The sequence below is a fragment of the Lactobacillus sp. PSON genome, from assembly GCF_052615405.1.
In genome coordinates, this window is the sequence record NZ_JBQXFW010000008.1 from 82,879 (window position 1) to 94,990 (window position 12,112).

Annotated in this window: 12 protein-coding genes; 10 read left to right on the forward strand and 2 right to left on the reverse strand. The window is 31.4% G+C overall.

Annotation, left to right across the window (positions count from 1 at the left end; translation table 11 throughout):
* The first annotated feature begins 20 nt into the window (after positions 1-20).
* The 4 genes from ACTHPI_RS07900 to ACTHPI_RS07915 are packed head-to-tail and all read left to right on the forward strand — an operon-like array spanning position 21 to position 4,518.
* Positions 21-557 (forward strand): lysostaphin resistance A-like protein, encoded by a 537-nt coding sequence (locus ACTHPI_RS07900; protein ID WP_445353620.1) that lies wholly within the window; start codon positions 21-23, stop codon positions 555-557.
* Positions 558-563: 6 nt separating this feature from the next.
* On the forward strand, positions 564-1,253 hold the full coding sequence (locus ACTHPI_RS07905) for a lysostaphin resistance A-like protein (RefSeq protein WP_445353621.1): 690 nt from the start codon (positions 564-566) through the stop codon (positions 1,251-1,253).
* A gap of 14 nt (positions 1,254-1,267) precedes the next feature.
* Positions 1,268-3,415 carry a peptide cleavage/export ABC transporter gene (locus ACTHPI_RS07910; protein WP_445353622.1) on the forward strand — a complete coding sequence of 716 codons (2,148 nt, stop codon included), beginning with the start codon at positions 1,268-1,270 and terminating at the stop codon, positions 3,413-3,415.
* 8 nt (positions 3,416-3,423) lie between these two features.
* The gene (locus tag ACTHPI_RS07915) at positions 3,424-4,518 is read left to right on the forward strand and encodes an HlyD family efflux transporter periplasmic adaptor subunit (protein ID WP_445353623.1); all 1,095 of its coding nucleotides are present in this window, start codon (positions 3,424-3,426) and stop codon (positions 4,516-4,518) included.
* Positions 4,519-4,571: 53 nt separating this feature from the next.
* Here the strand turns inward: ACTHPI_RS07915 and cbpA are convergent, their stop codons facing one another.
* Positions 4,572-5,276: a cyclic di-AMP binding protein CbpA gene (gene cbpA, locus ACTHPI_RS07920; RefSeq protein WP_144354768.1), complete on the reverse strand. Its 705-nt coding sequence runs from the start codon at positions 5,274-5,276 to the stop codon at positions 4,572-4,574.
* 178 nt (positions 5,277-5,454) lie between these two features.
* Between cbpA and ACTHPI_RS07925 the strand changes: the two genes are divergently transcribed.
* Positions 5,455-5,790: a HigA family addiction module antitoxin gene (locus ACTHPI_RS07925; RefSeq protein WP_445353624.1), complete on the forward strand. Its 336-nt coding sequence runs from the start codon at positions 5,455-5,457 to the stop codon at positions 5,788-5,790.
* A gap of 64 nt (positions 5,791-5,854) precedes the next feature.
* On the opposite strand, the gene ACTHPI_RS07930 is transcribed toward ACTHPI_RS07925, so the two are convergent.
* Positions 5,855-6,826: an L-lactate dehydrogenase gene (locus ACTHPI_RS07930; protein ID WP_144354769.1), complete on the reverse strand. Its 972-nt coding sequence runs from the start codon at positions 6,824-6,826 to the stop codon at positions 5,855-5,857.
* A gap of 160 nt (positions 6,827-6,986) precedes the next feature.
* On the opposite strand from ACTHPI_RS07930, the gene pth reads away from it, so the two are divergent.
* From pth to ACTHPI_RS07955, 5 genes are all read left to right on the forward strand, one after another.
* Entirely contained in the window at positions 6,987-7,544 is a 558-nt protein-coding gene (gene pth / locus ACTHPI_RS07935) for an aminoacyl-tRNA hydrolase (RefSeq protein ID WP_445353625.1), read from the forward strand.
* Between the two features lies 1 nt (position 7,545).
* Entirely contained in the window at positions 7,546-11,037 is a 3,492-nt protein-coding gene (mfd, locus tag ACTHPI_RS07940) for a transcription-repair coupling factor (protein WP_445353626.1), read from the forward strand.
* A gap of 10 nt (positions 11,038-11,047) precedes the next feature.
* Entirely contained in the window at positions 11,048-11,290 is a 243-nt protein-coding gene (locus ACTHPI_RS07945) for an RNA-binding S4 domain-containing protein (protein WP_144354772.1), read from the forward strand.
* 67 nt (positions 11,291-11,357) lie between these two features.
* On the forward strand, positions 11,358-11,735 hold the full coding sequence (locus tag ACTHPI_RS07950) for an FtsB family cell division protein (protein ID WP_445353627.1): 378 nt from the start codon (positions 11,358-11,360) through the stop codon (positions 11,733-11,735).
* Complete coding sequence (locus ACTHPI_RS07955) at positions 11,732-12,091, forward strand: S1 RNA-binding domain-containing protein (protein WP_445353628.1); 360 nt, start codon at positions 11,732-11,734, stop codon at positions 12,089-12,091. Before ACTHPI_RS07950 ends, ACTHPI_RS07955 begins: the two co-directional genes overlap by 4 nt.
* Positions 12,092-12,112 lie beyond the last annotated feature (21 nt).

Sequence of the window (12,112 nt, forward strand, 5' to 3'; positions counted from 1 at the left end):
CACTTATAATTGAATGGTATTTGTGTAAATGGGTAGGAAATAAATTAAATTTTCGACAGCCCATAACTGTTAAAAATACATTTGTAGCATTAGTAACTGGTATATTATCATTTGGAGTAGGTCTTTTAGCTATTCTTCCCACCACATCTAATAGTACACATCCAAATATATTTACTGCTACATTAAAAACTAATTTAGGCTTTTTAATAGTTATTAGTTCAATTATTATTGGTCCTATTTTAGAAGAGCTCTTATTTCAAGGTGCAATTCAAAAAGGATTTTTTAAAAAATTAAATCCATGGTTTTCAATTATTTTAACGGCAGTTATATTTGCTGCTTGTCATAATATTGCTTGGAATCTAAAATTTTTAAGTAAAGTTATAGCAGGCGTATTATATGGATATACTTATCAAAAAACGAATGATATAAAGATGGCTGTCTTATCACATGGGATTAACAATTTAATAGTAACAATATTATATATATTCAAGTATTTAGTTGAACACATAATAATATATTTATTTAGAATTATAGTTCTTAAGTATTTAAAGAAGTGAGAAAGAATGAAAATAGTAAAAGAAATTTTTAAATGGTTGGGTTTAGTATTTATGGCGTTATTAACGGCAATATTTGTTCAGGTTCCGTCCGTGGAGGGAACTCCTGCTTTTGAAACTAATAGTCAAGCTCAATTTAATGAAGCGATGAAATCAGTAAATTTGATACATCATATTTCTATAGTTGTTATTTTTACTGTTATTACACTAGTAATGGAATATTATTTGTGTAAATGGGCAGGAAATAAATTGAATTTAAGAAGTAAAATCTGTGTTAATTATTTTTTCTGGGCAGTAATAATAGGAATTATATCTTTTTTAGCAGGGATATTAATCTTAAGACCAGATAATTCTACAAATAATATATACTCTGAAACACTAAAATCTAAAATGTCATTTTTGTTAATTATAACTGTAAATTTTATTGGACCAACATTAGAAGAATTATTGTTTCAAGGCGTGATTCAAAAGGGTTTTTTTAAGCAATTAAATCCGTGGTTGGCTATTGTTTTAACTTCTATTATTTTTGCAGCTTTCCATAATATTACATTAAATTTATACTTTTTAAGCAATTTTATTTCAGGATTACTTTTTGGATATATTTATCAAAAGACTAATGATATTAAGTATCCCATTATATCGCATTGTATAAACAATTTGACTACAACTATAATTATGTGTATATCAATATTTTTATAATTTAGGAGAAGACTATGTTAAATAAAGACTACATCCCTCAAATAGATGAAAGTGATTGTGGAGCTGCTTGTCTTGCGATGATTTTGAAACACTATAATTCAGATGTTTCAATTGCATATATTCGTAATTTAGCTCATACAAATACAGAGGGAACTACTGCATTAGGACTAGTAAAAACAGCAGAAAAATTAAACTTTGAAACTAAAGCAATCAAAGCAGATATGAGCTTGTTTAATGGTGAAAATATTCCACTTCCTTGTATTGTACACGTAGTTAAAAATGGTGTTTTACACTATTATGTAGTCTTAAAAGTGAAAAATAATTATCTAGTAATAGCAGATCCTGATCCACGAGTTAAGGTAACTAAAATGAATAAAAGTGAGTTCGCTAAACAGTGGAGTGGGATTGCTATTTTTATGGTTCCTAGACCTAACTATAGTCCTATTAAACAATCTAAACATACGCTATTATCGTTTTTACCAAGATTATTTAAACAACGAAAGTTGATTATTAATATTATTTTGGCAGCTCTTATGATTACAATTATAAGTATTGTTGGATCATATTTCTTACAAACTGTAATTGATACCTACATTCCTAATGATATGCATAATACATTAATAATTATTGCATTAGGACTATTTGTATTTTATGTTTTTCAAGCTTTATTTACCTATGCTCAAAACTTTTTACTTACAATTTTTGGGCAAAGATTTTCAATTGAAATTATATTAGGATATATTCGACATATTTTTACTCTTCCTATGGATTTTTTTGCTACTAGAAGAACAGGAGAAATTACCTCCCGATTTAATGATGCTAGTAAAATTATTGATGCATTAGCTAGTGTTGTAGTTTCTATGCTTTTAGATTTGGCAATTGTCATAATTATGGGAATTATATTAGCAATTCAAAATGCTACATTATTTTGGATAACAATGGTATCATTACCAATCTATGTGGTAATAATTATGTCTTTTGTAAATTCATTTGAAAAATTGAATCAAAAAGAGATGGAAAGTGGGGCAGTTTTAAGTTCTTCGATTATTGAAGATATTAGAGGAATTGAAACTATCAAGTCTTTAAATAGTGAAGATGAACGTTATTTTAAAGTTGACAGTGAATTTGTTGACTATTTACGAAAAGGATTAAAGTATTCAAAAGCCGATATTTTGCAACAAGCGCTAAAACTAATAACTCAATTGTCATTAACATTAGTAGTTTTAACAGTTGGTGCAATATTGGTGATGCATAATAGAATGTCAGTAGGTCAACTTATGACATATAATGCACTGCTTGGGTATTTTGTTAATCCTTTGCAAAATGTAATTAATTTACAAACTAAATTGCAAAGTGCACGCGTAGCTAATAATCGATTAAATGAGGTCTATTTAGTAAAAAGTGAATTTGAAAAAAAGCGTCCTATAAATAATGTTAAGCAATTGGTTGGAAATATTAGTTTTAAAAATATTGAGTATCAATATGGATATGGTCAATTAGTATTAAAGGGTATTAATTTAAATATTAAATTTGGTAATAAATTAACTATAGTTGGTATGAGCGGATCAGGAAAATCTACATTGATGAAATTACTAGTAGGTTTTTTTGAGCCAACTAAAGGAGAAATAGTATTAAATTCAAATTCTTTAAAAGAAATTAATCGACATACTTTAAGGACATATGTAAATTATACTCCGCAAGAACCATATGTATTTTCAGGTACAATTTTAGAAAATTTAAAATTAGGAAATCGTGATGGAATATCTAAAGAAGATATTATAAAGGCCTGCCATATTGCAGTGATTGATAAAGATATTGAGAAAATGCCACTGCAATTTGATACTAAATTAGATGAGACCGGTAGTATATTGTCAGGAGGACAAAGACAAAGAATTACAATTGCAAGAGCTTTATTGTCTCCAGCAAAAGTTTTGATTCTAGATGAAGCAACTAGTGGTTTAGATGCTATAACTGAAAGAAAATTAGTTGATAATTTGATGAATTTAAAAGATATGACCATTATTTTTATTGCTCATAGATTGTCAATTGCTCGAAGAACAAATAATATTGTTGTATTAAATGATGGTAAAATTGTTGAGCAAGGAACACATCAGGAACTTATGAAGAGACATGGTTTTTATTATGATTTGGTAGAAGGTTAGGTATTTAAATGAATAAAAAATATCTTGAAAGTAGTGAATTTTATTCCGCACGATTTAATAATTTTTCTACCATGATAATAATTCCAGTTTTTATTTTGTTAGTTACAATAGTTTTATTTTCATTTATTGGAAAACGAGAAATAGATATTGATGGAATAGGGACAATTGAACCTGCTGAAGGAATTGCAAATGTTCAAGCTAGTGTAAATGGCAAAATAATTTATAGTGCTTTAAAAGAAGGGAAAATGGTAAAGAAAAATCAAATTTTATTACGATATAGTAGCAAAGAAAATAAAACTAAACTTGGCTTATATCAAAGTGAAAAAGCATCACTTACTGAACAAATATCTGATTTAAAACTTTTAAGAAAGGGAATACAATCAAATACCAATGTATTTTTATATAAGGATAAATTTGGATATAAAAATGCTTTAAATGATTATTTGGCTCAACGAAAAACATATTTAATTGAAAATGAGCAATTACGTAATGAATCTAAAAAGCGTAAAGGAAAATTAAGTAAAGTAAATAAATATACTATAGAGGAAAATAATCAAAAAATAGATATTTTACAATCAAAGGAATTACAACAAAATTCCCAAGATATAATTAAGGCTCAGGAACAATTAAAAGAACTTAAAAGTAATATTGCCAATATTCATATACAAGATAAGGAATATATTGTAAAAGCTTCTAGAGATGGTGTATTGCATATTAATAATCAATATGCAGAAAATAAGTATATAAATCCTGGAGTCAATGTTGCAGAAATTTATCCTAATTTGAGTAATCAAAACTCCGTTAAATTGATTACATATATATCAGCAGCTGATATATCTTCTGTTAAAGTAGGTCAAGAGATGAGATTTAAAGTAACGAGAAATGTTCCAAAAGATGTCATTCTGTCTGGAATAATAAATGATATTAGTGTATCATCTATGAATTCAAATAAAGGAAATTATTATTGCGTAACTGCATTAGCTAAAGTAACAAACAGTCAAAAAAATCAATTAAAATATGGAATGGATGGCAGTGTTTCAATTATAACTGGAAAAACTACTTTCTTTAATTATTATAAATCTAAAGTGTTTGGAAATAATTGAGTATAAAGAAAAAACAGGACTTTCCAAATTTGGAAGGTCCTATTTTAATACAATTATTCAATTGGTTCGTTAATGAATACGCCGGGGTTTTCATCACTCATAATTGTCATTCCGGCTTGCAAGTCTTCAATTTCAGAGACTACATAACCCTTTTTTTGTAATTTTTCGACAACTGTTTTCATAGTTGTTTCAGAAACACCACTTGGCAACGTAAAGAGGGTTCGACGAACAAAATTACCACCCAGTTCACCAGCAGAAGCATCAAGTGTCATTACACTAGCCATGTTGGAATATTTAGAGATGATTTTTGACATTTTAACTAAGTTTCCGCGAGTATTATCAGATAAAACTGTTAAGACATATGAACCATGCTTAATGTTCCAAGCATCAGATAACATTCTTAAAAGAGCTGCGTGAGTTAAAATACCGTAAAATCTGTTATCTTCATCAAGTACAGAAATATAAGGTAAGTCTTTGATATTGAAGAAAACTTTGAAGAATGGTGAGTTAACTTTAATAGTTTTGGTTGCATTCTTAAGTAAATAAGTTACAGGTAAAGTCATATCACCACCTTGGGATTTATGACGGTAGATGTGCATCTTGTAAATATTTCCGCGGAAGATTGTACCAGTATCATCTAGAATAGGAACACATCTAAAGCCGGAATCTTCAAGAATCTTTAATGCTTCTTCTAAAGTTGCTTTTTCATTGACTGTAGTCAAGTAGTCCTTTTTAAGAACCAATGATTTAATAAGCATATTTTGTCCTCCAATGGATGTTCATGTATAAAAGTTTGCACATAATTATAGCACAGGCATATTTAAAATTAAATATAAATTAAAACACCTTAACTAAAAACTCAACTCTATTTTAGCATTTTAAACAAAAGAAAAAAGCATCAATTGAGTATTATAATTAATACAAAGAGGTGATTATATGTTACATCGTGAAAACAAAATTCAAGAATATCACACTAGTTCTGCTTCAGATTTATTAAAAGAAGTAATGGAATATTATGATATTACTCAGCAAGATTTAGCAGATAGAATTGGAGTAAGCCAAAAAAATATTTCTGATATTCTTAATAAAAAGCGCTATTTAACAGAGGTTCTTGCATTAAGAATTGAAAAGGTGATGGGAATTTCTAGTGAATTATTATTATCTTTGGATTCAAATTACAAATTAAAATTAGCTAAGGATAATAATGAAGTTACGAAAAATGATTCTAAATCTCCAATATTTTTGCAACGTTATAATTGGGTCGGAGCTTAGCATTTTAAACAAAAGAAAAAAGCATCTTCTTATTTGAAGATGCTTTTTAATATAAATATGGAAATTATTGACGAACCTTAACGCCAGTTTCTTCGAAGGCCTTGTCCATAACCTTCTTCAATTGGTCAGCTGAAGCGTGCATCTTTTCCATTTCATCGTCGCTCAATGGCATTTCGATGATTTGTTCAAGACCTTGACGACCAACAACAGCTGGAGTACCAATGTGCAAGTCGTTCAAGCCGTATTGACCATCCATTGGAACTGAAAGTGGAAGAACACGGTGTTCGTTGTTCAAGATAGCCTTAGTGATCATTGCCAAAGCAGTACCGATTCCGTAGAATGTAGCACCCTTCTTGTTAATGATGTCGTAAGCCATGTTAGCAACTTCCTTGTGCATTTCTTCAAGCTTGTCTTCGCTAACGCCGTTCTTCTTCATCCAGTCAGTAACCTTAACGCCACCAACATTGTTGTAGCTCCATACTGGGAATTCAGTATCACCGTGTTCACCAAGCATGTAAGCATTAACTGAAGCTGGGTCAACGTTTTCCATTTGAGCGATAACCTTTTGAAGACGACCAGTGTCAAGTGAAGTACCTGAACCGATTACGCGGTCCTTAGGGAAACCTGACATTCTCCAAGTTGCGTGAGTCAAAATGTCAACAGGGTTTGCAGCTACCAAGAAGATACCGTCAAAGCCTGATTCAACGATTGGTTCAACAATTGAAGATAAGATCTTCAAGTTCTTGTTTACAAGGTCAAGACGAGTTTCGCCTGGCTTTTGTGGAGCACCAGCTGAGATAACAACTAAGTCAGCATCCTTTGCGTCTGCGTATTCTGCTGAGTAGATCTTCTTAGGTGCGATCCAAGGAGTAGCGTCAGCTAAGTCGATAGCGTCACCTTCAGTTCTTTCCTTAACGATATCAACAATACCCAATTCTTGAGCAATACCTTGTTGTACAAGTGAGAATGCGTAAGTAGAACCTACGGCACCGTCACCAACAAGAATAATCTTATGAGGTCTTTCGTCTCTTGACATATTTAAAGTCTCCTTTTAATTAGTGATTATGTTAACAAAAGCATTATATCATGGAAAACGCATTTTTGTCAGCAATTGCCATTTAATAGGCGCAAAAATAAATGATTTTTCCAGTTTGTGTTATAGTAGAAAAAGAAAAAATAGAGGAGTATATAATATAATGAAAATTATTGCAGGTTTAGGAAATCCAGGTAAAAAATACGATAGAACCAAGCACAATACTGGTTTTATGGCACTTGATAATTATTTAAAAAAGAATAATTTAACTTTGGATAAAGATAAGTTCGATGGAAAATGGACTAAGCAAAAAATCAACGGTGAAGATGTGATATTACTTGAGCCACAAACCTTCATGAATGATTCTGGTAAGTCAGTTGCGCAAGTTGCAAACTTTTTCAAAGTTAAGCCAGAAGATGTTTTAATTATTCAAGATGATATGGATATGCCAATTGGAAAAATCCGTATTCGTGCAAATGGTAAATCTGGTGGTCACAATGGTATCAAGAGTATTATTCGTGACTTAGGAACAGAAAAGTTTAATAGATTAAAAATTGGTATTCGTCATCCAGAAAAAACTAGTGTTGTATCATGGGTGCTTACTCCATTTGACAAAGACCAACAAAAATTGATGGATGACGCATTTAGTACCAGTGAAGGAATTATTGATGACTTTATTAATGGTCATGATAGTCAATATTTAATGAACAAGTACAATTAAAATGCAGGTAACAGATTTTTTAAAACAAGATCAAGAATTAACAGATTTTATTCAAAAAACTAAAAAAGTAAAGAACTCAATGGTCACTGGCGCAAGCGCCGGTGCTTTTAGTCTACTTTTAAAAGAAATACAAGATGGTATTAAGGGGTCTTTATTAGTAATTGAAGAAAATGAAAATAAGGCTCAAAGTACTTTTGCTAAATTGAGTGCAATTATGCCAAGTGGAATGGTTGAAATTTTTCCAGTTGATGCAACAATTGCTACACAGTCGGCAGTGCAGTCTCCAGATGAAATGGCGAGCCGAATTTCTGCGCTTAACTTGCTTTTAGCGGGTAAGGGAATTGTAGTAACGACTCCTCAAGGACTTCAATATAAGTTATCAAATCCAGTTGAATTTCAAAATGCTAAGAAGAAGTTTGCTCCTGAAATGGAGTACAACTTAAAAGAATTGAATTCTTGGCTAGTAGAATCAGGCTATAAAAAAGAAGCCATGATTGCTAGACCGGGAGAATTTGCAATTCGTGGAGATATTTTGGATATTTATCCATTAGATCAAGAAAATCCAATTAGAATTGAATTCTTTGGTGATGAAATTGATACCATCAAAGAATTTGATTTAGCAACTCAACGTAGTAAAAAAGAGATTGATGAAGTAACAGTAGCTGCTGCTCAAGACCGTGTTTTTTCAACAGAAGCAATAAAAAAAGCCTCTGCAAAAATTCAAGAGCAAATGGCTAATGCACCAGCTTCAGAAAAAAGCGTTAAAGATCATTTTACCCAAAGTTTAGATGAGTTAAATGCAGGAGGCTTGCCAAGTAATTATTCTTTTTTGGTTGACTTTTTAATTGAAAAACCAAGTAACTTATTAGAATATTTACCTAAAAATGGTGAAATTCTGCTCAATGATTGGCCATTAATTGAACAAAATGTAAAAACAGTTGATGAGCAAAACGCTAGTTTTATTGATGATGAATTAAAAACTGGAGCTTTTTTACCGGGACAGGAATTGCGAGCAAACTTTAAAAATGTCCTAAAAAAAGACCAACATCATCGGATTTATTTTTCATTATTTCAAAGAAGTTTAGGACGAATTCGTTTAGGACAAATATTTAATTGGGCAACTAGAGAACCTGAACAATTCTTTAGCCAAATGCCAATGATTAAAACAGAAATTGAATCTTATCAAAAATCAGGCTTAACTGTTGTTTTGCAAGCTGATAATGAAAAAAGAGCTAAGCAAATGCAGGAAAATTTTGAAGATTTTGGCTTAACGATTCCTGTCGTAGATAAAAAAGATTTACTTGAAAAAAGAACCCAAATTACTGTCGATGGTTTTAGTCAAGGTTTTAATTTGCCAAAATCCAACTTTATTTATTTAACTGAAAGAGAATTATTTAACAAGCAAAATAAGCCTAAACGTCGAATAAAAACTCTTGAAAATGCTCAGAGATTACGTAATTATACAGAATTAAAACCGGGCGACTATGTAGTTCATATTAATCATGGGATTGGTCGTTTTGAAGGGATTCAAACTTTAGAAAATAATGGTGTAAAGCGTGACTATATCACTATTACTTATCAAAAAGGTGACCAATTATTTGTACCAGCTGATCAATTAAGCTTAGTGCAAAAATATGTGGCTTCTGAAGGTAAAACTCCGCATATTAATAAACTTGGTGGTAGTGAATGGGCTAAGACTAAGCGTAAAGTTCAATCTAAGGTAGAAGATATTGCTGATGACTTGATTGATTTATATGCAAAACGTGAATCAGAAAAAGGCTTTGCATTTTCACCTGATGACGATTTGCAACAGAAGTTTGAAGAAGCTTTTCCATATGTTGAAACTCCTGACCAACTTCGCTCAAGTAAGGAAATCAAAGAAGATATGGAAAAATCTAAGCCAATGGATCGCTTGGTTGTAGGAGATGTTGGTTTTGGTAAGACTGAAGTGGCAATGAGGGCTGCTTTTAAAGCCGTTCAAGATAATAAGCAAGTAGCTTTTTTAGTGCCAACAACAATTCTTGCCCAGCAGCATTTTGAAAATATGCAAGACCGTTTCAAAGATTTTCCAGTAAATATTGCAATGTTGTCTCGTTTTCAAACGCCTGCTGAGTCTAAACGGATAATTGAAGAATTAAAAGAAGGCAAAATTGATATTGTCGTTGGAACTCACCGAATTTTGTCAAAAGATGTGGAGTTTAAAGATTTAGGTCTTTTGATAGTTGATGAAGAACAGCGCTTTGGTGTTAAGCATAAGGAAAGACTAAAGCAATTAAAAGCAAATATTGATGTTTTAACTTTAACCGCTACTCCGATTCCGCGGACACTTCATATGTCAATGGTTGGTGTACGTGACTTATCAGTTATGGAAACACCTCCACAGAATCGTTATCCAATTCAGACTTATGTAATGGAGCAAATTCCTAGTGTAGTAAGGGATGCATGTTTGCGTGAAATGCAAAGAGATGGCCAAGTTTTTTATTTACATAATAGAATTGGTGATATTGATGAAGTCGTGCATAACTTGCAAGCACTTTTACCAAATGCTAGAATCGCAAGTGCTCACGGACGCATGAGTCAAAATCAGCTTGAAGATATTCTGTATCGTTTTTTAAATCGTGAGTTTGATATTTTGGTAACAACAACAATTATTGAAACAGGAATTGATATGCCGAATGTTAACACGATGATTATTGAAGATGCTGATAAGTATGGATTAAGTCAGCTTTATCAATTACGAGGTCGAATTGGACGAAGTGCCCGTTTGGCATATGCCTACTTCTTATATCAACCAAATAAGGTTTTAACTGAAGTTGGAGAAAAGCGTCTTGACGCTATTCGCGACTTTACGGAACTTGGGTCAGGCTTTAAAATTGCAATGCGAGATTTATCAATTCGTGGAGCTGGCAATATGCTTGGAGCTCAGCAACACGGCTTCATTGATAGTGTTGGATATGATTTATATTCACAAATGCTTAGCGATGCAATTAAAACACGCAAAGGCAAAGCGATAGTTAAGAAGACTAATGCAGAAATTGACCTTGGTTTTGAATCTTATATTCCCGATACATATATTCAGGATCAAGAAGAGAAAATTGAGTTTTATAAAAAAATCAAAGAGGCTACAAGTGAGAGTGAACTTGATAATATTCAAGATGAGTTAATTGACCGTTTTGGAGATTATCCACTTCCAGTAGAAAATCTACTTGCAGTAGCTAATTTGAAAGTTGAAGCAGATATGGCACAAGCTTTAACGGTGGTAAAGCTTGATAAGAAGATTAAAGTGGAGTTTGATCAAGAAGCATCACGTGAATTAGAGGGACCAAATATCTTTAAATCCCTTGAGCATGTGAATATGAAGGCAAGAATTAGTTTGACACCTAAAAAGAATTTAGTTGTTTTATTGGAAGAGTCAGATAAAATGAATAATCGAATGTTGGTTAATGAATTGACAACTTTCTTAAAAGCAGCTAGCGATATTATCAACAGATAGGAGAAAAAAGATGAGAATTGATAAGTTTTTAAAAGTATCACGTTTGGTTAAGAGAAGAACAGTAGCTAAGGAAATGACTGAAAAAGGTCGTATTAAGGTTAATGACCGTATTGTCAAATCAAGTTATGATGTCAAGTTAGGTGACGTAATTGAAATAACATATGGTCAAAGAATAGTTAAAGCAAAGGTTCTTAATATTCGGGAAACAACTAAAAAGGCTGAAGCTAGTGATTTATATGAATTAATTGATTAATGACTATGCTATTTGATGCTGGTATAATGAGGGTTGTTATTACAGCAAAAAATAGGGGATATAGAAAATGAATAACGGTCCACGAATTTATAATTCAATAAGTCCTGAAGAGCGAGATGCCCGATTAAGACGAAAACAAGAAAAACGGCAAAAAGAAGTCCATCGTTTAAGAAGAAATAGATTAATTGCAATCTTTGCAATTATTTTTGTATTTTTGGGTGTACAAATTTCAATTAAAATTGCTCAAAAGCAAAGAATTGATAGTGAAGTACGAATTTCTAGAAAGTCTCTTGATAAAATTAAGTTAGAACATAAGCAGCTTAAAACTAAGAGGGATGATTTGCAGGATCCGGATTATGTTGCAAAGATGGTTCGTTATAAGTTTATGTATTCAAAACCAAATGAAAAAATTTACAATGTACCTGAAGGACAAAATAGTAAATGAAATATCAAGTAGGACAACGTGTGACTGGCATTATTAATAATATTACTGATCTTGGGATATTCTTAACTTTACCTGGAAGACGTAGCGGATTAATTCACCATAGTGATTTTGAAAATAATTGGCCACGTGAAAAAATGCAGCATAAAATTGGTGATGAAATTCGAGTAGTAGTGATTCATACTTACAAAGGAAAATTAAGTTTATCACTAAGTCGCGTCAATGATTTAAATTTGATAGATCCTAGTAATCAATTTTCAAAAACTAAAATTCAAGATTTTGAAAAAGTAATGAATAAGACTGCCGAAGATGCCAGTAAAGAAATTAAACATTTAAAATCAGAACTTGAAAAATATTAAGAGATGACTATTTGGTCATCT

What these genes read in the sequence shown, in the direction of transcription:
- ACTHPI_RS07945 (WP_144354772.1), top strand. Translation starts at nt 11,048, where the DNA reads ATGAGAATTGATAAGTTTTTAAAAGTATCACGTTTGGTTAAGAGAAGA.
- pth (WP_445353625.1), top strand. Translation starts at nt 6,987, where the DNA reads ATGAAAATTATTGCAGGTTTAGGAAATCCAGGTAAAAAATACGATAGA.
- ACTHPI_RS07950 (WP_445353627.1), top strand. Translation starts at nt 11,358, where the DNA reads ATGAATAACGGTCCACGAATTTATAATTCAATAAGTCCTGAAGAGCGA.
- ACTHPI_RS07925 (WP_445353624.1), top strand. Translation starts at nt 5,455, where the DNA reads ATGTTACATCGTGAAAACAAAATTCAAGAATATCACACTAGTTCTGCT.
- mfd (WP_445353626.1), top strand. Translation starts at nt 7,546, where the DNA reads ATGCAGGTAACAGATTTTTTAAAACAAGATCAAGAATTAACAGATTTT.
- ACTHPI_RS07930 (WP_144354769.1), bottom strand. Translation starts at nt 6,826, where the DNA reads ATGTCAAGAGACGAAAGACCTCATAAGATTATTCTTGTTGGTGACGGT.
- ACTHPI_RS07915 (WP_445353623.1), top strand. Translation starts at nt 3,424, where the DNA reads ATGAATAAAAAATATCTTGAAAGTAGTGAATTTTATTCCGCACGATTT.
- ACTHPI_RS07955 (WP_445353628.1), top strand. Translation starts at nt 11,732, where the DNA reads ATGAAATATCAAGTAGGACAACGTGTGACTGGCATTATTAATAATATT.
- ACTHPI_RS07905 (WP_445353621.1), top strand. Translation starts at nt 564, where the DNA reads ATGAAAATAGTAAAAGAAATTTTTAAATGGTTGGGTTTAGTATTTATG.
- cbpA (WP_144354768.1), bottom strand. Translation starts at nt 5,276, where the DNA reads ATGCTTATTAAATCATTGGTTCTTAAAAAGGACTACTTGACTACAGTC.
- ACTHPI_RS07910 (WP_445353622.1), top strand. Translation starts at nt 1,268, where the DNA reads ATGTTAAATAAAGACTACATCCCTCAAATAGATGAAAGTGATTGTGGA.